Origin of the sequence: Streptomyces lincolnensis (genome assembly GCF_001685355.1) — a bacterium.
Lineage (GTDB): Bacteria > Actinomycetota > Actinomycetes > Streptomycetales > Streptomycetaceae > Streptomyces > Streptomyces lincolnensis.
The window spans coordinates 2,348,815-2,368,488 of sequence record NZ_CP016438.1 but is presented as its reverse complement, the minus strand read 5'-3'; the positions used below and the strand labels follow the sequence as shown (position 1 = coordinate 2,368,488).

Here is a 19,674-nt window from a genome sequence, read left to right as displayed (position 1 = left end):
ACTTCCCCTCACTCATCTCACTTCATCGTCAGGAACCGCTGCACCAGCGCGGCGAACAGCACCGCCAGCAGCGGCAGCGAGAACCAGAAACTGCTCTGGAGCCACCGCAGTTGCCGCACGCTCGGCCGCACCGCGACCCGGACGACCTCCCTCGCCGTCAGCAGCACGATCAGCGCCAGCGCCGCGAGGGCGCCGACCACCGACCAGGGCGTCCAGGTGATCTGCGGCCCGATCGGGCCCGGGTCGGCGGCCGGGACCTTGCTGTCGGGCTGCTCGCGGAGCGCGAACATCGTCACGTCGTCGTTGACGAAGACCTTCCTCAGCTCCTTGCGGGCGTCGAGGTTCTGCACCAGCCGCGGCTCCCAGGTCCTGGAGTAGCCCCCGTCCATCTGGAGAGAGACCACCTGGCTGCGGTTGATCATCAGATACGAGTTCGGGCCCGCGTCCTTGAGCGCCTTCACCAGGCCCGACACCAGCACCGGGTCGGGGGGCGCGAGCGTCGGCAGGTACTGGACCTTCTCCATGTCCTTCGCGCCCCACGGCATCGCCGGCGTCACGTTGTTCACCGTGTCGTCGCTCAGCCACAGCAGCCGTACCGTCGGATCGTCGTGCGCGTAGACGTAGTCCATGGCCGCGACCTCGCCGGGCCGGATCCGCTCGAACGGCTCGTTGCCCCAACGGGCCACCAGGAAGCCGCCCATGAGTACCAGGCCCGCCATCAGGGCGGCCAGCGGCGCCAGGCTCACCCGGTCCTTGTCGCGTTCCTCGGCGGTGACGCCGGTGCGCGGGAACAGGGCGAGGGCGGCGAGCAGGGCCGCGCCCGGCAGGGCGAACATGAAGACCCGCAGCGCCATCTCACCGCCGTAGGACTGCATGCCGAAGCCCAGGAACGGGACGAAGGTCAGGACCAGCAGGGAGCGCTCGCGGTAGCGGTGCCAGCGGCGGCGCCACCAGCCCCAGCAGGCGAAGGCCATCACCCCGCCGGCCAGCAGCACCCGCACGTACAGCACCAGCTTGTGCGTCGAACTGCCGCCCTCGATACGGCCGGACACGGACGAGGACACATTGCCGCCGACGCCCCCGACCCCGCCGAACAGCTCGTCGAAGTGCCCCGACCAGTACGGCTCGGCCATGAAGCCGATCCACACTGCCACCAGGACGCCGAACAGGATGGGCAGGCCGCGCAGTTCGCTGCGCCCGATCAGGACGAGCGCCGCCAGCACGCCCAGCATCACGAACGGGGTGAGCTGGTGCGCCGGCACGCTCGCCGCGAACAGGCCGATCACCACGGCCAGCAGGACACCCCGCTGCCGGCGGTTCGTCGGCTCGACCTCGATCTCGCCCGGCCGCCGTCCGGTCCAGATCACCCCCGGTGCCCGGAACCAGACGAGCAGGACCGCCACGAAGACCAGATACAGCAGATAGGTGAAGCCCTGCGGGGAGAAGTAGTCCTGGCCGACCCAGCCGCTGAGCACGAAGATCCAGATGCCGGTCCACTTGGCCCGCCAGCTGGCCCGCATGTGCCGGACCAGCAGGAACATCGGCGCCAGATACAGGAGTTGGATGGCGGTCGGCCACCAGCGGATGACCTCGGTGAAGTCCGTGACCCCGCAGGCCTTGAGGACGAACGCGGCCACCGCGAAGAAGCCCGGCCAGCTCCAGCGGGCGTCCAGATCCGGCACGGCCGAGCCGGTGCGGTCGATGTAGTCGAGGAACCCGAGGTGCTGCCAGGCCGTCGCGAACCGCGGCTCCGTCTCGATCAGGGCCGGCAGCGCGTGCAGCGACACCACCGTCGCCAGCAGCGTGACCATCAGCAGCGCCCGGTGCTCGCGGCCCAGCCACAGCAGCGAGGCGAAGACCACGACCAGCAGCGCGGCGCCCAGGAGCGTCGGAGCCGGCAGAACCGAGATCAGCCCGAGCCCGCCCATCCCGTCCAGATCGGCCTCACCCAGACGCAGCGCCGGAACCCAGTAGAGGAGCAGCGCGGCGGTCAGCAGACAGCCCAGGACGACCCCGAGCCGGGTGGGCAGGAGACGGGCCCGCCCCGAGAGCGCCGCCTCCTCGGACACCGGCGGCGCTTCCCGTACGGCGACCCCGGCCTCGTCCGGCTCTTCGCGTACGGCGTCCTCGTCCTCGTCCACGGCGGTCTCGAACGGTGAGTCCGCCGCGAACGGCGCGTCCACCTCCGGCTCGGCCTCCGCAGGGCCGAGCGAGGCCTCCGAGCCCGGTTCCCGCTTCTCCACCGGCAGCCCCAGCCCCAGCTCCGGCTTCAGCGCCCAGGTCGGCCGGTGCACGGAGAGCTCGGAGGGGATCGCCGTACCGGTGGGCGGTGTGCCGGGGCCCGGGCGTACGTCGGGCCGGCGTTCCAGGTGGTCGAAGTCGACGTGGATGCCGAGGGCCATGGTGTCCTGGTCGAGCGCCCAGGCGGGCCGCTTCGGCGCCGGAGCGGGCGTCTCGCGCGCCCCCAGGTCGGCGAGGTCCCCGTCGGGCGCCGCGCCCTCGGGCAGGCCGGTGTCCGAGACGCCCCGCACGGTCTTGTAGAGCTTGGGCGCGGCGACGGCGACGATCACCGCGAGCGCGGAGATCTCCGCGACCCCCGCGCCGGTCAGGCCCATGCGGGGGAGCAGCAGCAGCGTGAGCCCGAGCACCAGCACGCACAGCAGGCCCTGGAGCCAGGCGAGTCCCGCCGTACGGCTCTGGGCGCGCAGCACCGCGAAGTACGTCTCCATGACGACCCGGAGGACCGCGCCGACCGCGAACCAGCGCAGCAGCGGGGTGGCCGCGTCCGCGTAGCCCGCGCCGAAGACACCGAGGATCCAGGGCGCCCCGAAGAACAGCACACCGGCCACCGGCAGCATGATCCGGGCCATCCGCCGGAGCGCGGCCCGGGTGTTGGCGGCCAGCCGCCGGGGGTCGTGCGAGCCCTCGACGGTCAGCGAGGCGCCCATGTTGATGGCGAGCAGGTTGACCGTGCCGCCGATCGTGACGGTGATGTAGAAGTACGCGTTGTCCTCGGCGCTCACCTGCGAGGCGATGATCACGGGGATCAGATAGACCACGGCCAGGGAGAACAGCGAGCCGGTGTAGTCGCCCGCCAGGAACCGCCCGATCTCCCGCAGCGTCGGCGGGCGGGCGTGCTCCTCGGTCGCCTCGACATGCCGGGGCGCCAGCCGCCGGAAGACCAGCCAGCCCAGCGGCAGCACCGAGAAGGCGATCGCCGCGACCCAGGAGACGAACACCCCCGTCGTCGGGATCGCCACCGCGAACGCGACCAGGAGCCCCAGCTTGACGGCCGAGAACACGGTGTTGCCGACCGGCACCCACAGCGCGCTGCGCAGCCCGGTCAGCACCCCGTCCTGGAGGGTGAGCAGGTTCCAGGCGACGACGGCCACGACGAAGCCCAGCGCCGGCACCGGCCCGTGCAGGAAGCGGTACGACGGCCCCCACATGTCCAAGGTCAGCAGGAAGACCACCGCGGCCAGTGCCACGATCCCCGAACTGCCCACGTACGTACGGAGGATGAGGCGCCCCGTGGCGCGTCCCGCGACCGGGATGAAGCGGGCCAGCGCACCGGTGAGCGCCACCGCGGTCAGACCGGCCAGGAACTTCATGGCGGCGATCGCGGCGGAGCCCTGGCCGACCGCCGACTCGGAGTAGTAGCGGGCGGCGGCGAGCCAGTAGCCGAGGCCGAGCACGGCCGAGATGCCGGTGTTCAGCATCAGGGCGTAGGCGTTGCGGAACAGCTGGCTGCCTCCGCCGGACCGGCCGAGGCCGGGCAGCCTGAGCCGACGCCCCGACTGCTCGGGCGCCTCCGGCGCGGTCGACTCGGCCTCGGTCGTGGTCGTCGTGTCAGACACGGGAACGGATGGCCTTCCGGCGGACCTGTCGTGCTCTGCGGACCAGCGCGTACCCCTTGGTCAGGGCACGGTCCTTGGCGAAGGTGCGGGCGATCGCGCGCCCCTGGACGAGCCGCGCGAACTCTTCCGCGCCCGTCGCGCGGCGCACGGTGACGCGGTGCAGGGCGTACGGCCCCTGCCGGCGCCGGGCCAGGCCGTTGCCGACCGCAAGGGCCTGGGCGTACCCCGTCTCGCGCACCGCCTGCCGCACCCCGCGGCTGGAGTAGCCGTAGGGGTAGGCGAACGAGGCCGGGACGGTGCCGAGTTCGTCGGTGACGATCTCCTTGCAGTGGATCAGCTCGTGGCGCAGGCCGGCGTCGTCGAGCTGGTCGAGCTGCGGGTGGGTGTGGCTGTGCCCGCCGATCTCGACGCCGGCCGCGGCCAGGTCGCGGACCTGGTCCCAGTCCAGCATGGTGTCGAGGCCGTCGCCGGTGTCGTGCGGTCCTCGGATCCAGCCCGTGGAGACGAACAGGGTGGCGGCGAAACCGTGCTTGGCGAGTACGGGCAGGGCGTGCCGGTGCACGCCCTCGTAGCCGTCGTCGAAGGTGATCAGGACGGGCCGCTCGGGCAGCGGGCGGCCGTGGCGCCAACGGGCGGCGACTGTCGCGGTGGTGACCGGGGTGAGGCCCAGCTCCCCGATCGCCGCCATCTGTTCGGCGAAGGCGTCCGGGGTCACCGACAGCTCCCGGGTGGCCTCGTTCGGGTCGGTCGCCACCGAGTGGTACATGAGGATCGGCACGGGTGTGTCGGTCATCCGCTTCCCCCCTCGATCTCGGCGACCGTGAAGACCGTTCCGGCCCGGCGCGCCCGGACGCTCCCCATGGCGTACCCGCCGGCCGCCGTCAGCACCCCGGCGACGATCGCCCCCGCGCGTCCGGCGCCCCCGGGCCGGGCCAGCAGGAAGTCCCGCAGCCCGCGCACCACCCCGGCGGGCAGTACCCGGGTCGCGTACCGGCGTTCGGACTCAAGGCCCTTGTCCGTGCCGACACTTCGGGCCACCAGGGCCTTCGACAGGCCCTCGGCGTAGGCGCGCGTGCGGAAGTACCCGAAGTGCTCGCGCGCCTCGGGCACCCGGTGATGGATCACCGCGCGGTCGTCGATCAGCAGGATCGCGTCCGGTCTCGCCCGGGTGAGCCGGATGCACAGTTCCGTCTCCTCGCAGCCCAGCGGCCGCTTGTCGCCGTCGCGTCCGATGCCGGTGGCGAAGCCGCCCGCCGCGTCGAAGGCCGTACGACGGAAGGAGGCGTTGCCGCCGAGCACGTTGCGGACCTTCACCAGACCGGCGGGCAGGCCCTTGTACGTGCAGCCCACGATCCAGTCGAACTCCTCCGGGAACCAGGCCGGACGGCGGCCGGAGGCCCAGACGGGCTCCGTACGGCCGCCGACGGCCATGACCCGGGGATCGGCGTAGCCCTCGGCGAAGTGCCGGAGCCAGTCCCGTTCGGCGACGGCGTCGTCGTCCAGGAACGCGATCACGTCGCCGCGCGCGGCGGCGATGCCGGTGTTGCGGCCGGCGGACAGGCCACGGGGGCCCGCGTTGGCGAGCACCCGTACCTGGCCGGCTTCCTTGTACTCCTTGGTGAGCCGGTCCAGGAGCGCCGCGTTGTGGTCGACGACCAGCAGCGTCTCCAGGGCCGGCCGTGACTGCGCCCGCACCGAGTCGACCGCCGCGAGGATGTCCTCCCAGCGGTCCTCGGTGTAGACGCAGATCACGACGGAGGTGTCGGGACCGCTCAAGACACCTCTCCCCGGACCGTGTCGAGCATCGGGGAGGGCTGCGTACGGCGGCGCAGGGCCCGCCGGTTGGAGCGCTCCTTGAGGATCACCCTGAGCACTCTGAGCCCGTCGCGCACGGCCCGCAGATTGCTGGTGCCGTGGATGCGGAGGTACTCGTGGCTCGGTATCTCCTGCACCTTGAGCCCCGCCTTGACCACCCGGATGTTCATCAGGGTCTCGACCTCGAAGCCGGTGCAGTCCAGGTCGATCTTGTCCAGGCAGTGCCGCCAGAACGCGTTGTAGCCGTAGCACAGGTCGGTGTAGCGGGCGCCGAACTTGCGGTTGACGACCGTGCACAGGGCCCAGTTGCCCAGCTTGCGGATGAAGGTCATGTCGTCGGTGCCGCCGCCGTTGGCGAAGCGGGAGCCCTTGGCGAAGTCCGCGCCCGAGACCAGGGCGGAGACATAGCTGACGATCTCGTTTCCGTCGGCCGAGCCGTCCGCGTCGACCATCACGATGATGTCGCCGCTGCACGCCTGGAAGCCGGTGATCAGGGCGTCGCCCTTGCCCTTGCCGCGCTGCGGGACGACCTTGACGTCCGGCCACAGCGAGCGGGCCACCTCGACGGTGTCGTCGGTGGAGTTGCCGTCGACCAGGACCACTTCGTGGATCCAGTTGGGCAGCGTCTTGAAGACGTACGGAAGGTTCTCCGCCTCGTTCATGGCGGGGATCACCACGCTCACCGGCGGTGTGATCGCCAAGTGGGAGGAGATCGGTCGGTAGTTGGCGGATATGAACGTTTCCTGGCCCGTGCTGGCCGGGCGCAGAACAGAACTCATGAGTCTGGTCCCTCTCGTCCGGTGGACCGCCCGCCCCTGGGCGGCCCGCTGTTTGTCCGGTTCGAAAGGGGGGTTTTCACACACGGCACGACGGCATGGAACTCCGTACCTGCCGAGTGAGCTGGCAAAGCTGGCCGGCCCCGCACAATGACGGCCGACCGCGCGGCACGACTCGGTCACCAATGCGGTCACCGAGCACGGCACCCCCCTACCGCGCCCCGCGCCGGGATCCATCGCGGTCCCTGAGCCCTCCCCTGGAGCCGCTGGCTGATGGGACCGATGCGGGTGAGATGTATGACGGTATTGACGATTGAGCCCGTATGGCAAGACCTGGAACGAGCCCTCACGTTTTTGTTGGTTTGACCGTTACCGATCGACTTACGTACGGCCCGAGCGGATCCTTCCGACCCGTTTGAGCAGTTTGTCGGCAGGTTCGAACAGTTCCGGCCGGGACACCACGACATTGCGCAGTGCCCGGACCGGGGCCCGGCGGGCCCGGTGCCCGACCGCCACCGGATGACGGCGTGTCACCCACCCCTCGGACACCTTCAGCTCGCGTGTCTTCAGGGAGTCCTTGTATTCCTTCTGGCCCCGGCCGAGATCCAGGTAGGCGATGCCGTCGGCGGCGGCCGCCTCGGCCATCCGCAGATGCAGCACCAGGCCGGGGGAGTACTTCGAGTACGCCGTGTCGTACGCCGGGAACCAGCAGGCGAGCACCCGCTCGGTGCGCAGCCCGAAGTGCGCGGCGATCGGCTTGTCACCCGCGTACAGCACGGACAGGATCCCGGCGAACGGCTCGGAACGCGTGTGGAACAGCTGCTGCACGAGCCGGGTGATCCACTCGTGCGCGAAGCGGTCGCTGCGCCCGGTCCTGCGGTACTGCGCGGACTTCCAGTCCATCAGGGCGTTCAGCGCGGCCGGGTCCCGCTCGTCGTGCACATAGCGCACCTCGCCCGCGTCCCGGCCGAGCTTGCGCTCCTTGGCCAGGGTGGTGCGGGTGAACTTGGGCGAGCGCTCGCGCAGGTGTGCCAGATAGGTCTCGTAGCCCTGGTCGACGTCCATCACAGGGGACGGGAAGGTGCCGGAGGCCTCCGCCTCGAACGGCCGCTGCCCCTCGATCAGATGGTCGAACTCGAAGACGGCGAGCCCGCAGGCCCGCAGCAGCTCACGGGCCTCGAAGGCGAACCCGGGCCGGTGCACCAGGCCCTGGGCGTCCGAGACCCCGAGACCGATCGCCCGGCCGACACCGGCGGCGCTTCGCTGGTACGGGAGGAACGCGGCGGGTTCGCCGCCCTCCCGGACGACGGCGATCCGCACACCGCGTCTGCACCGGCCCACCGCGAGCGCGAACTCGGGGGACAGGAAAGGGTTCGCCAGCTCGGGCGAACCGTGCAGATGGGCCTTGGACTGCATCGCCGTCCAGGCCGACCGGTCGGCCGCACTCAGCTCGCCGGGCCGGTACACGCTGATGTCCACGTCAGTCGCCCTGTCTTCCCGCGGTACGGCCGCGCAGGCGCCGTACCGATACCAGCACGAGGATGAGGGCGCTGAGCGCGGTCACGGCCACGATGCCGCCGCGCACCGACCAGCGGTGCGTGGCCAGCATGCCCTGGGCCACCAGCATGTTCAGGACGACCGAGCCCGCAACAGCGGTGAGCAGCCGGCCGAACGGATCCAGCCCGCGCAGCGCGGCGGCGATGGCGGCCGCGGGTGCCGCGAGCAGGAAGAACAGGGTGAGCGGAGCGCGCAGGGGTGAGTCCGCGTCGGCGAGCGCGAGCAGCGCGCCGCCTCCCGCCACGGCCGTCGCGGCCCCCGCGAGCAGTGCTGCCAGGTCCCTCCCCGGTCCTGGCCGCGGCCGCTCGGTGCCGTCCGTCCGTGCTGTTGAAGATGTCTTGATGCGTATGGTCTGCATTGGCGACTTTGCCCCCCGACGCGCCGGATGCCGGGCTTCAATGTCGCGCAACGGTGTGTAACCCGTCAAGAGCGGGGCGTGTGGCGGTGCTTGTTCGGCTGCGGGTTGCACGTGGCTGATCGCGCAGTTCCCCGCGCCCCTGAGGTGGGGCGCGGGGAACGCGTGTTGTTCCGTTACGGGACGATCTTCAGCAGCCTGTTCGGGGAGCTGGTGCCCGGGCTGGTGACCTTGCCGGTGGTGGAGCCGTTGACCAGGGCCGTGGCGACCTGGGCCGGGGTGGCCGAGGTGTGGTTCGCCAGGTAGACCGCGGCCGCGCCCGCGACGTGCGGGGTCGCCATCGACGTACCGGAGATGGTGTTCGTCGCGGTGTCGCTGGTGTACCAGCCGGCCGTGATCGAGGAGCCGGGAGCGAAGATGTCCAGCACCGAGCCGTAGTTGGAGTAGCTGGCGCGGGCGTCGGTGCTGGTGGTGGCGCCGACCGTGATCGCCGAGGCGACGCGGGCCGGGGAGGACGAGGAGGCGGTGGTGTTGCTGTTGCCGGCCGCGACCGCGTAGGTCACACCGCTGGCGATGGAGTTCGCCACGGCGTTGTCCAGCGTGGTGGAGGCGCCGCCGCCGAGCGACATGTTGGCCACCGAGGGACCGCTGTGGTTCTGGGTCACCCAGTTGACGCCGGCGATGACGCCCGCGGTGGTGCCGGAGCCGGCGTTGTCGAGCACGCGGACCGCCACGATCCTCGCCTTCTTGGCGATGCCGTAGGTCGAGCCGGCGATGGTGGTGGCCACGTGGGTGCCGTGACCGTTGCCGTCGGAGGCGGTGGTGTCGCCGTCGACGGCGTCGTAGCCGTAGCTGGCCCGGCCGCTGATCTGGGAGTGCGTGATGCGGACGCCGGTGTCGATGACGTACGCCGTCACCCCGCTGCCCGCCGAGTCCGGGTAGGTGTAGGTGCCGGAGAGCGGCAGGGACGTCTGGTCGGAGCGGTCCAGGCCCCACGGGGCGCTGGACTGGGTGACGTCGGTGACGTGCACCTTCTGGTTCTGCTCGACCGTGGCCACCGCCGGGTCGGCGGCGAGTCTCCTGGCCTCGGCCGCGGAGAGGGTGGCGGTGTAGCCGTTCAGGGCGGCGCCGAACGTCTGCTTCACCGTCCCGCCGTACTCCTTGATCAGGCCTCTGCCCTCGGTCGAGGCGGCCTTGAAGTCCACGCCCTTCTTGAGCGTGACGATGTAGCTGTCCTTGATCGCCGTGGGGGAGGCGGCGGCCAGGACAGTGCCCTCGGCCGGGGCGGCCTGGGCGGGGAGGGCGGTGAGTCCGCCCACGAGGCCGGCGGTCGCCAGGCTGGTTATCGCGGCGATCCGGAGCTTCTTGCTACGCAGTTGTGCCATTACGAGGGAGTCCTCCTCATAGGCGACGGCGCCTGGGTCGGGCGCCGTCCGTGGGGGGTGCCCGCGTCGTCGCGGGCACGGCCGTGGAGCGTCGCGTTCCGCCCTACGGCTGAGTAAAGAATCAGTGGTCTACGGGTGTAGATCAAGGGACTTGAAGGCATGTCACATATTTGTCATGGACGCGTAATCGAACAGGTCGCGAACGCGCCGGGACGGTCCCGTAAACGTCCGGAAAGTCTTGGCATGAACACTTCCCGTCAACCTGCGTAGTTGCTACGACGGTTGTGGCAGAGATCCTGCTAAAGGAGGTTCCATGAGACGTTCCCGACTTGCCGCATACGTCAGCTCACTCCTCCTCGCCGCCGGCACCGCCCTCACCGGAGCGGCCACCGCGCAGGCATCCCAACTCGCCGCCCCCGGCGGCTATGTGGCCCTCGGCGACTCCTACTCCTCCGGGGTCGGCGCAGGCAGCTACCTCTCCGCGAGCGGCGACTGCAAGCGCAGCACGAAGGCGTACCCCTACCTCTGGGCCGCCTCGCACTCACCCTCGTCGTTCGACTTCACCGCCTGCTCCGGCGCCCGAACGGGTGATGTTCTCGCCGGTCAACTCGCCCCGCTCAGCGCCTCCACCGCCCTCGTCTCGATCACCGTCGGAGGCAACGACGCCGGATTCGCCGACGTCATGACGACCTGTGTCCTCCAGTCCGACAGTTCCTGCCTGTCCCGGATCAACACCGCGAAGGCGTACGTCGACTCCACGCTGCCCGGCAAGCTCGACAGCGTGTACTCGGCGATCCGCGCCAAGGCCCCGGCCGCCCGTGTGGTCGTGCTCGGGTACCCCCGCTTCTACAAGCTCGGCGTCACCTGCGTCGGCCTCTCCGAGACCAAGCGGAAGGCGATCAACGACGCGGCCGACTACCTCGACACGGCGATCGCCAAGCGTGCCGCGAACCACGGTTTCGCCTTCGGGGACGTCCGGCCGCCCTTCACCGGCCATGAGCTCTGCTCCGGCAGTCCCTGGCTGCACAGCCTGAACCTGCTCAACGTCGGGGAGTCCTACCACCCGAGGGCGGCCGGCCAGTCCGGCGGCTACCTGCCGGTGTTCGACAGCGCCGCCTGATCCTCACTCCTGCGGCGAAACGGAAGCGGAGGCCCCGTCCGACGGGGTCTCCGTCTCGCAGGTCACCGAGAACGGCACCGCGTTGGACTTCGTCTCCACCGGGTCGCGCACCTCGACGCTGATCTCGTTCTCGAAGCTCCCGCCGGCCCCGCCTTCATCGTTCGTCGTCACGAACGCCGTGTCCTGCTTGGTGTTCGCGCCGCCCTCGGGGAACGAGAGCGTCTTCCACCCCGGATCCATGATCTCGCCGTCCCGCGACACCCAGCGGTAGCTCACCTGCGCCGGCAGGCTGCCCACCGTGAACGTCGCCGTGAAACCGGGCGCCTCGCCCCGCGGCGGCGGACAGGTGCCCGAGTACTCCGTGTTGGAGCCCGCGAGCGAGACCCGCACCGACTGCGGTGGCGGCGCCGACGTGGTGGTCTCGCGGCTCGGGGTCGGGGTGTCCTCGGGCTGCGAGGTGTCCTGCGGGGCGGTGTCGCTCGCCGGGGGCGAACTCAGCCCCGGGGTCTGGTTCTTGGGGCCGCCGTCTCCCGCCTGGTCGCCGCCGTCGTCGTTCAGCAGCGCGTAGGTCAGTCCGGCGATCGCCAGCGCCAGGACGGCGATGCCCGCGACCAGGACCACGGCTGCGCGACGGTTGCGGCGCGGGGCCGTGTCCGGGGCCGTGGCTGCGGTCGTCGGGCCCGTCGCGGGGGTCTGCTGTGTCCAGGGCGCGGGCGGCGGAACCGGCGCCGCGGTCGTCCGGGGCTGCGGGGAGGGGGCCGCGATCGTCGGCGCGTACGGCCCCGCACCCATGCCGTCCGCACGGGGCGTGCCGCCCGCCGCGATCACCCGCAGGTCCTCCTCGGCCCGCTCGGCCGGCAGCCGCTCGGCCGGGTCCTTGCGCAACAGCCCCTCGATCACCGGGGCCAGGGGGCCGGCCCGGTGCGGCGTCGGCAGCTCCTCGTCCACGATCGCGCGCAGGGTGCTGAGCGGGGTGTCCTGCCGGAAGGGGGAGTGGCCCTCGACGGAGGCGTAGAGCAGGACGCCGAGCGACCACAGGTCGGACTCGGGACCCGGCGTCCGGCCCAGCGCCCGCTCCGGCGCCAGGAACTCCGGGGAGCCGATGACCTCGCCGGTCATCGTCAGCGCGGAACTGCCCTCGACCATGGCGATGCCGAAGTCGGTGAGCACGACCCGCCCGTCGTTCGACAGCAGCACGTTCGCCGGCTTCACGTCCCGGTGCAGCACCCCGGCCGCGTGCGCGCCCCGCAGCGCCGACAGCACCTCCGCGCCGATGTGGGCGGCGCGCTGCGGGTCGAGCGGGCCCTCGGCGTCCAGCAGTTCGGCGAGCGAGATACCGCGCACCAGCTCCATGACGATCCACGGGCGGTTGTCCTGCATGGCCACGTCGTAGATCATCACCACGTTGCGGTTCGCGACCCGGGCCGCGGCCCACGCCTCGCGCTCCAGCCGGGCGTACATCCGCTCGACCTCCGAGGCCGGCAGCCCGTGCGGCGCGCGCACCTCCTTGACGGCGACCTCGCGGTGCAGCAGCTCGTCGCGGGCCCGCCACACCGTGCCCATGCCGCCCTCGCCGAGCGGGGACAGCAATCGGTAGCGGCCCGCGATCAGCCGTTCACTGCCCGGTTCTTCGGACACGGACTCCCCCTCTGCGCATCCGAGTGAAATCTCCACTGTGCGTGACGTGTCGAGTGATTTCTCCCCAAAAGTAGCTCAGCCGAGCGCGGATGCCGCCCCCTTGAGCACCAATCCGGCCCCAAGAGCCACGACCACGAGCGCGGATCCCAGGGGTGCCGTCCTGCGGACCAGGCGCGTCAGCCGGCCCGCCGCCAGCCGCGGACGCCTGTCCAGCATCCGGGTGACACCGGTACCCAGCTTGACGACCGCGAACCCGGCCGCGGTGAGCGTCAGCGCCAGTCCCACGCCGTACGCCACGACGAGCAGCAGACCGAACCAGGCCTGCCCGAGCGCCGCCGCGCCCACCAGGACGACGACCGCGGACGGGCTCGGCACGAGGCCTCCGGCGAAGCCGAGGAGGATCGTGCCGCGGAGGGTGGGGGCGACGGCGTGGGTGTGGGTGAAGCCGCCGTGCGAGTGCTCGAAGGTGTGGTCGTGCTTGTGGTCGTGCCCGTGCTTGTGGTCGTGCTCGTGCTCGTGCTTGTGGTGGTGATCGTGGTCGCCGTGCGGGTGGCTGTGGTCGTCGTGCGCGTGGTCGGGTGTGTGCGCGTGGTGGTGCGGGCCGTCGTGGGTGTGGCCCGTGGGGGCGGTGGGGTTGTCGTGGGCGGTTGTGGTCGCGGTCGCGGCCGCCAGGACCAGGGCGCGCTCGGGGACCTTGGCCGGTTCGTGGGGGTGCGGGTGCTCGTGGGCGCGGGCATGGGCGCGGTGGTGCCAGGCCCGTCGCAGGAGGGTCAGGCCCGCGATCGTGACCAGGACGCCGCTGGAGATGCCCAGCCAGGCGATCACCGAGGGGGCCGCGGCGGAGCCGGCCGTGACGAGGAGGCCGAGGGCGACCACGCCCAGGGTGTGGGTGACGGTGACCGAGGCGGCGAGCGGAAGGACGTCCTTCATGCGGGCCCTGCCGCCGCGTGCCGCGGCCACCGCGGCCATCAGGGTCTTGCCGTGGCCCGGCGCGAGCGCGTGCAGGGCGCCGAGGACCACGGCGATGAGCACGGCCAGCGCTGCGAAGCCGACGGTGAGGTCGTGGCGGGCCACCAGGGAGTCCAGGGCACGGGTCCAGCGGTCGGCGCCGCGCGGGAGGACGGAGGCGGCGGGCGCGTCCCCGGCCTCCCCGGACTCGTCGGCGAGGGCCGGGCCGCCGGGGCGCACCCGGAGCGACGCGGACGTGGTGTCGGCGGGGGAGGAGAGCAACTCCTCGGGGTACGTGGTCAGTTCACGCGACAGCGATTCCTCCGGTACGTCCGACGCGGTGAGCGTCGTCCGGTCGCCGCGCGCGGTGATCTCCCGCCAGCCGGGGCCCGAGGAGGCGCCCGCGCCGCGGAAGCCGAGGGCCACCGTGTCGCCCTCGGGCAGCGGTGCCCTCAGGTCGCACTCCACGCGGAGGGTGTCGAGCCCGGCCTGGCCGGGGCGCACCCGCGCGACACCGCTCTTCACGGTGAGGGCGACCGGACGGCCGTCGACGGTGGCCTCGCTGCCCCGCGCGGCCGTCGCACACCGCTGCCGGGCCCACTCGGTGACGCCCAGCCGCTCCAGGTCCGACTTGGCCTGGGTCGCCGGGATCTCGGCGAGGTCCTCGACGTGCTCGACGCGCAGTTCGCCCGGGGCGGTGACCAGGCCGTCGTAGTGGTTGACGGTGAAGTTGCCGAGCGGGTGCGCGCTCGCGGCCCCCGAGGGGACGAGCACCAGCGCGCAGGCGGCGGTGAGGACGGCCGCGCCGGAGGCGAGCAGGCGACGGGGGTTCATTCGGCGGCCTCCAGTGCCGTACGAGCCTCGCGGGCGCCCAGGGGCGAGAAACCGGGGTTCAGCTCCAGGGCCGCGGTGAGGTGGGCGCGGGCGTCGTCCGTGTGGCCGGTGGCCCGCTCGATGATCCCGCGGTGGTACAGGAAGGTGGCGTTGCGGTAGCCGGTGGCGGTGGCCCGGCGGGCGTACGGCAGGGCCTCCTCGTCGCGGCCGTTGACGTGCAGCGCCCAGGCGAGGGCGTCCGCCGTGTGCACGGTGTGGCGGCGGGCCCACTCGGCGCGGGCCGCGCGCAGGGCCGCGGCCTTGTCGCCGTGGTCGGCCGCCGCGAGCGCGGTGTCGAGATCGGCGTTGACCTTGTTGGCGCGGGCCAGCGCCGTCCAGGCGTCCACCAGGGCGTACAGGTCGCGGGCCTTCGCCGGGTCGCCCTCGGCGCCGCGCTCCTCGTACAGCTCGCCGAGGACGACGAGCGGGCCGGGCAGCGGGAAGCGGGCGACGACGTCCTCCATGCCCTTGATCGCCGCCGCGCGGTCACCGCTCGCGGCCTGGGCCCGGGCGTGGCCCTCCAGCGCCGGGACGTAGGTCTCGTCGGCGGCGAGGGCACGGGCGTAGTGGGTGAGCGCCGCCTTGTAGTCGCCCTGGTTCCAGGCGAGTTGGCCGAGCGCGCTGGACACGTAGGCGATGTCCCCCGCGGCGGTCGCGGAGGACAGGGCCTGGTCCAGCACGCGCTGTGCGGTGCGGACATCGCCGCGCAGTTCGCGTACGTACGCGTACCGCGTGAAGACGGGGACGCCGGGGCGGCGGCTGTCCGCGGTGTCGGCGGCCTTCGACGCCTCGTCGTAGCGGCCGAGTTCGACGAGGGCGTCGATACGGGAGGACAGAGCGCGTTCGTTGTAGGGGTTGCGCTCCAGGGCGCCGTCCGCGTACTTCAGGGCGCCCTCGAAGTCGTGCCGGGCGGCGGCGAGCGCGGCACGGCCGGCCAGGGCCTGGTCGTACCGCGGCTCCAGGTCGAGCGAGCGCTTCAGCGCCTCCTCCGCCTGCGGGTAGCGCGAGGGGTCGCCCTTCGTCCTGGCCTGCTCCACGTAGGCCAGACCGAGCGTCGCCCAGCCGCCGAAGTCCCGCGGCTGGTCCCGGAGATGCTTCTGCAACGCGCCGATGCTCGTCTCCAGGTCCCCGCTCGACAGCAACTCCGGCGACAGCGCCGCCGGCGCGGCCGTCACCTGCGCGCCACCCCCGTCCCGCACCGCTCCGAACGCGATCGCCCCCGCGGTCATCGCCACCGCCAACAGGGCGGCACAGCCCGCCAGTTGCACGGCCCGCCACCGCCGCCCGGCGGCCGCGACACGCCGCACGGCGGCGACACGCTGGTCGGGGTCGGGGTCGGGGACGGAGCTGAGATCAGGGTCGGGGTCGGGCCCGGCATCCCCGTCCGCCGGGGTCGGCGGCTCGTGCCCGTCCGGGGTGTCCTGCCCGTCCTCGCCCGCGGAGATCTGCTGTTCCGGCTCCGTGGTGGTCCGCGCACCCGTCCCCGCGGGAGGTGGCTCGGTCGCTGGGGCCTCGGCGGGCTCGGTGTCATGGGTGCGCGGGGACATGCCCTCTCCTTGGTCGGTGTGGTGCGTGGGGCGGCGCGGCCCGCGCCGTGGGGGATGGGTTACGAGCGGGCCGCGCCGGTCGGTGGGGTGCGTCGGCCCGTCCGGGAGGAGGGCCGACCGGCACCGCTCTAGTACGCCCGCTCCCGCATCCGGCGCCACCACATCAGCGCGCCGCCGATCAGCAGGATGCCGAGCGCGCCCGCGCCGGCCGAGCCGGCGATCAGGGTGGTGTCGTCCATACCGCCGGCACCGGCCGGCTGGAGGGCGTCACCGAGCTGGTTGCGGACGTCGTTGCCCTCGGTCGTGCCCTTGGCGAGCGGGCCGCGCGAGCCCTCCGTCGGCAGCGCGACGTAGGGGAAGGCCTTCTCGAAGTCCTTGTCGTTCTTGTCGACCGCGTCGCCGAGGTCGTTCTTCGCGCCGACCAGTTCACCCTCGACGACCTGGAGCGCGGCGTCGAGCACGTCGTCGGAGAGCCGACGCCCGTTCGGGAAGCCCGCGTTGTCGCCGTCCAGCACACCGAGCCGCTTGGGTTCGGCGGCCGGCTTGATCGAGGTGTTCAGGCGCAGCTGCTCCGACGGCGTCACGTGCGGCGGCTGGTTGAGCCCCTCCACACCCTTGAGGAAGACGTCGACGAGGTCGTTGCGCGGCTCCTTGGGAGCCGGGATCTTGTAGATCGCCTCGATGAGCTTCGGCAGCTCGGGGTTGGTGACGTTCTTCAGGAACTGGGCGTCCTCCCACGGCGAGGACGCGTTGAACTTGTCCTTGTCCTTGATCGGGTTGACCACCTCGTTGACCAGCGGCATGCCCAGACGCGACACCTGCGAGAAGTAGCCCTGCGCGTTCTTGCGCTGGGTCGTCGACCAGATGCCGACGACCGGCTGCTCCTTCGACTCGGCGATCATGTCCGTCGGGACCTGAAGGGCGATCGAGTTGACGTTGTAGCCCTTGAGGGTGTCGTTGCCGACCTCGGAGAGGTTCCCGCCGTACAGCAGGTCGAAGACCCGCAGATCCAGGAAGAACGGGTCGTCGGCCTGTCCGGCGAACGTCTTGGCGCCGTTGGTGAGCTTGTGGACCGCCTCGTTGCGCAGCGTGGCGTAGTCCGGCATCGACGCCTTGCCGACGTTCGACGGTGCCACCGGGACGTCGTCGGCGATCTTCGTCTTGTACGTGACCTTCTGCTTGCGCAGCTTGATCATCTCGATGTCGTACGTCTGCGTGATGTTGAGGTCCGGGTCGTCCAGGCTGGTGACCGCGCCGGTGTTGTACAGGAACGTCTTGTCGTTCTTCGTCTGCGTCTTGAACGTGTAGCGGAACAGCAGATCGCCCTGCGCGTCACCGTTGTTGTCGATGTGCAGGTCGTACTGCGCGTCCTCGGCGAACGTGAAGAAGTTCGGTCCGCCGGCCGGTTCCTCGAAGGGGATCCAGTTCGCGACGAGCGTCGTCGTGTCCGGGTGGTCCGGGCTGACGAACGCGTACACGTCCGTGTTGTCGAACTGGGGCTGCCCCGAGATGAGCGGGGCCTCCCGGTGGCTGGAGGCGGAGGCCGCCCCCGGTTCCAGCGTGGCCACGCCGGCGGCTGCGAGGCCGCCGGCGGCCAGCGCACCACATACGAGCGTCGCGACGCTCCTGCGTCCCGAGCTGCTCCTGGAGATAGGTGTCATGCCGTCCGTCCTCAGTCCCAACTTGCCTGACGAACGCGATTCGGAGCGGTCGGCAGGGCGGATTGGTCGAATGCCAAACGTTCTTACGGCGCGGCACCGAAGTTGTTTCATCGTGCGGCGACCCGCGTTTTGCGCTCCGCGATCCGTAACCCCATCCGGAGGTGGGTTCGTTGCGAATGTCTCGTGGGGCGGGACGGCGGCCCCGATGCGGCCTGGCCGGAGGGGGCGACGAGGTGGAGGCGGACGAACTGCTGGTCATGGTGGCCGGTGGTGATCAGCAGGCGTTCGAGGATCTGTACGGGCTGGTGTCCGGACCGGTCTTCGGACTTGTCAGACGGGTCGTACGCGATCCGGCGCAGTCGGAGGAGGTGGCGCAGGAGGTGTTGTTGGAGCTGTGGCGGTCCGCGGCCCGGTTCGATCCCCGGCGGGGCAGTGCCCTGTCCTGGGTCCTCACCCTCGCCCACCGGCGGGCCGTGGACCGGGTGCGCAGCGCCCGCGCGGCCGGCGAACGCGAACAGCGCGAGGCACGGCGGTCCCATCACCCCGCCTTCGACCAGGTCACCGAGGAGGTCGAGGCCGGGCTGGAGCGCGAGTGGGTGCGCCGCTGCCTGGACCGCCTCACCGCCCTCCAGCGCCAGTCGGTCACCCTCGCCTACTACGACGGGTATACGTACCGTGAAGTGGCCGAGCGGCTCTCGCTGCCGCTGGGCACGGTGAAGACGAGGATGCGGGACGGGCTGACCCGTCTGCGGGAGTGCCTGGGAGGTGCGGCATGAGCCTGTTCCGACGGGAGGACATCCACTCCCTGGCCGCGCCCTACGCCCTCGACGCCCTCGAACCCGACGAGCGGCGCCGCTTCGAGAAGCATCTGAAGAAGTGCGCCGCCTGCGCCGCCGAGGTGCGCACCCTGTCCGAGGACGCCGTCCGGCTCGCCTGGTCCACGGCCGCCCCGCCACCGCTCGCGATGCGCGACCGGGTGCTGGCCGCCGTCCGCGCGACCCCGCAGGAGCCCGCCCCGCAGGCGGTGGCGCGTCCGCGGGCGACCCAGCTGCCGCCGCATGTGTGGGGCACGCAGCCGCCGCCGGCCCGCGCCCGTGCGGCCCGGCCGCGACCGCTGTTCGTCCCGTTCGCCACCGCGACGGCCGCCGCGGCGCTCGTCGTCGCCTCGCTGTTCGCCGTCCAGGCCGACCGGGCCCGGGACGAGCTGAACGCCCAGCAGGCCCAGGCGCGTGAGATCGCCCACGTTCTGGGAGCTCCCGACGCCCGGGCGACGACCGCGCGGGACGCCCGGGGCCGAAGTATCGGAGCGATCGCCTCGGCGGCGGAGGGGCGTGCGGTGGTCACCCTCAGCGGATACGGCGACCTGCCGAGCGACCGGGTGCACCAACTGTGGCTCATGCGCCCCGACGCGCAACCGCGCTCCCTGGGCCTCTTCGACGGCGACACGCCCTTGGTCACATCGGGCCTGGACAGGTCGGCGGCGTCACTCGCTGTGACCGTCGAGCCGGGCGGTGGCTCACCGCAGCCCACCACCCAGCCGATTGTCCAACTCGCCCTGAAATCGGTTGGCTTCGGAGGGTAACCGCCGATGGGTCGTCAACCCCCTTATGGGGAAGGTGAATCCTGTGACCGCGATACACGAGTGCCCCGAGGGAGCGATAGGGTTACTCTGCCCGGGCCGGGTGGACTCGTACGGGTGGGGAGTGACATGGAGCAGATAACAGTGCGCAGCAGGGCCAGGGTCCCTGCGATCACTTGTGGGAGCAACGCGACCAGTTCGCGTCTGGACCGCCATCTTTCGGTGCTGGCGGGACCTGCCGTCCCGCAGCGCGAGGCGGCCGAGGCGACCTCGCTGATGCGTGAGCTGACCGCACGTGACACCACGAAGGACCGCAGTGCCAGGGGGGCGCGGGTGAGTCGTGTCTCGCTCTTCGCACCGCTGCGTCGCCTGCGGCGTTCGCTGTTCGGCGGGCGCTGAGCGACACCGTCGTTCCTCGGGACCTGCCCGAGGGCTCTCGCTCGGTCGCCACACCGTCCCGGCACGTCGCCGCGCTCCCGTCCCCGTCACCCCCACGGCGCGCAGCGACGCACCGGTGTGGCCCCCGGGCGTGGGCAAGACCCCCGTCCGTGCCCACACCCCTC

At 71.8% G+C, this 19,674-nt stretch carries 15 protein-coding genes; 4 read left to right on the top strand and 11 right to left on the bottom strand.

The features are described from left to right. Positions 1–17: 17 nt before the first annotated feature. From SLINC_RS10455 to SLINC_RS10425, 7 genes are all read right to left on the bottom strand, one after another. A complete protein-coding gene (locus SLINC_RS10455; RefSeq protein WP_067429797.1) occupies positions 18–3,857 on the bottom strand; it encodes a lipopolysaccharide biosynthesis protein in 3,840 nt (1,279 codons plus the stop codon). After that, positions 3,850–4,650, bottom strand: a complete 801-nt coding sequence (locus SLINC_RS10450; RefSeq protein WP_067429795.1) for a polysaccharide deacetylase family protein — start codon at positions 4,648–4,650, stop codon at positions 3,850–3,852. Before SLINC_RS10450 ends, SLINC_RS10455 begins: the two co-directional genes overlap by 8 nt. Beyond that, complete coding sequence (locus SLINC_RS10445; protein WP_067429793.1) at positions 4,647–5,633, bottom strand: glycosyltransferase family 2 protein; 987 nt, start codon at positions 5,631–5,633, stop codon at positions 4,647–4,649. Before SLINC_RS10445 ends, SLINC_RS10450 begins: the two co-directional genes overlap by 4 nt. Beyond that, entirely contained in the window at positions 5,630–6,451 is an 822-nt protein-coding gene (locus SLINC_RS10440) for a glycosyltransferase family 2 protein (protein WP_067429791.1), read from the bottom strand. The genes SLINC_RS10445 and SLINC_RS10440 overlap by 4 nt, the downstream gene beginning before the upstream one ends. Positions 6,452–6,829: 378 nt before the next feature. Beyond that, entirely contained in the window at positions 6,830–7,927 is a 1,098-nt protein-coding gene (locus SLINC_RS10435) for a GNAT family N-acetyltransferase (protein WP_067429788.1), read from the bottom strand. A gap of 1 nt (position 7,928) precedes the next feature. Continuing rightward, positions 7,929–8,363: a hypothetical protein gene (locus tag SLINC_RS10430; RefSeq protein ID WP_225988424.1), complete on the bottom strand. Its 435-nt coding sequence runs from the start codon at positions 8,361–8,363 to the stop codon at positions 7,929–7,931. 173 nt (positions 8,364–8,536) lie between these two features. Next, positions 8,537–9,745: a S8 family peptidase gene (locus SLINC_RS10425; RefSeq protein ID WP_067429782.1), complete on the bottom strand. Its 1,209-nt coding sequence runs from the start codon at positions 9,743–9,745 to the stop codon at positions 8,537–8,539. 313 nt (positions 9,746–10,058) lie between these two features. On the opposite strand from SLINC_RS10425, the gene SLINC_RS10420 reads away from it, so the two are divergent. Next, positions 10,059–10,865 carry an SGNH/GDSL hydrolase family protein gene (locus SLINC_RS10420; protein ID WP_067429781.1) on the top strand — a complete coding sequence of 269 codons (807 nt, stop codon included), beginning with the start codon at positions 10,059–10,061 and terminating at the stop codon, positions 10,863–10,865. A gap of 3 nt (positions 10,866–10,868) precedes the next feature. Here SLINC_RS10420 and SLINC_RS10415 read toward each other — a convergent pair whose 3' ends face one another. From SLINC_RS10415 to SLINC_RS10400, 4 genes are all read right to left on the bottom strand, one after another. Next, entirely contained in the window at positions 10,869–12,503 is a 1,635-nt protein-coding gene (locus SLINC_RS10415) for a serine/threonine-protein kinase (RefSeq protein ID WP_067429779.1), read from the bottom strand. Positions 12,504–12,578: 75 nt separating this feature from the next. Continuing rightward, on the bottom strand, positions 12,579–14,285 hold the full coding sequence (locus tag SLINC_RS10410) for an urease accessory protein UreH domain-containing protein (protein WP_067429778.1): 1,707 nt from the start codon (positions 14,283–14,285) through the stop codon (positions 12,579–12,581). Next, entirely contained in the window at positions 14,282–15,871 is a 1,590-nt protein-coding gene (locus SLINC_RS10405) for a tetratricopeptide repeat protein (RefSeq protein ID WP_079164482.1), read from the bottom strand. The genes SLINC_RS10410 and SLINC_RS10405 overlap by 4 nt, the downstream gene beginning before the upstream one ends. Positions 15,872–15,999: 128 nt before the next feature. After that, a complete protein-coding gene (locus SLINC_RS10400; RefSeq protein WP_079164481.1) occupies positions 16,000–17,532 on the bottom strand; it encodes a DUF4331 domain-containing protein in 1,533 nt (510 codons plus the stop codon). 233 nt (positions 17,533–17,765) lie between these two features. On the opposite strand from SLINC_RS10400, the gene SLINC_RS10395 reads away from it, so the two are divergent. The 3 genes from SLINC_RS10395 (at position 17,766) to SLINC_RS10385 (ending at position 19,510) form a co-directional block, all read left to right on the top strand. Then, positions 17,766–18,308, top strand: coding sequence for a sigma-70 family RNA polymerase sigma factor (locus tag SLINC_RS10395; RefSeq protein ID WP_067429775.1), 543 nt, complete (start codon positions 17,766–17,768; stop codon positions 18,306–18,308). Continuing rightward, positions 18,305–19,114 (top strand): anti-sigma factor, encoded by an 810-nt coding sequence (locus SLINC_RS10390; protein ID WP_067429772.1) that lies wholly within the window; start codon positions 18,305–18,307, stop codon positions 19,112–19,114. Before SLINC_RS10395 ends, SLINC_RS10390 begins: the two co-directional genes overlap by 4 nt. Positions 19,115–19,240: 126 nt before the next feature. Then, complete coding sequence (locus SLINC_RS10385; RefSeq protein WP_067429770.1) at positions 19,241–19,510, top strand: hypothetical protein; 270 nt, start codon at positions 19,241–19,243, stop codon at positions 19,508–19,510. Positions 19,511–19,674: the final 164 nt, after the last annotated feature.

Coding starts and splice junctions, on each gene's coding strand:
- SLINC_RS10385 (WP_067429770.1), top strand. CDS start 19,241: ATGGAGCAGATAACAGTGCGCAGCAGGGCCAGGGTCCCTGCGATCACT.
- SLINC_RS10425 (WP_067429782.1), bottom strand. CDS start 9,745: ATGGCACAACTGCGTAGCAAGAAGCTCCGGATCGCCGCGATAACCAGC.
- SLINC_RS10430 (WP_225988424.1), bottom strand. CDS start 8,363: ATGCAGACCATACGCATCAAGACATCTTCAACAGCACGGACGGACGGC.
- SLINC_RS10400 (WP_079164481.1), bottom strand. CDS start 17,532: ATGACACCTATCTCCAGGAGCAGCTCGGGACGCAGGAGCGTCGCGACG.
- SLINC_RS10450 (WP_067429795.1), bottom strand. CDS start 4,650: ATGACCGACACACCCGTGCCGATCCTCATGTACCACTCGGTGGCGACC.
- SLINC_RS10420 (WP_067429781.1), top strand. CDS start 10,059: ATGAGACGTTCCCGACTTGCCGCATACGTCAGCTCACTCCTCCTCGCC.
- SLINC_RS10410 (WP_067429778.1), bottom strand. CDS start 14,285: ATGAACCCCCGTCGCCTGCTCGCCTCCGGCGCGGCCGTCCTCACCGCC.
- SLINC_RS10440 (WP_067429791.1), bottom strand. CDS start 6,451: ATGAGTTCTGTTCTGCGCCCGGCCAGCACGGGCCAGGAAACGTTCATA.
- SLINC_RS10390 (WP_067429772.1), top strand. CDS start 18,305: ATGAGCCTGTTCCGACGGGAGGACATCCACTCCCTGGCCGCGCCCTAC.
- SLINC_RS10405 (WP_079164482.1), bottom strand. CDS start 15,871: ATGTCCCCGCGCACCCATGACACCGAGCCCGCCGAGGCCCCAGCGACC.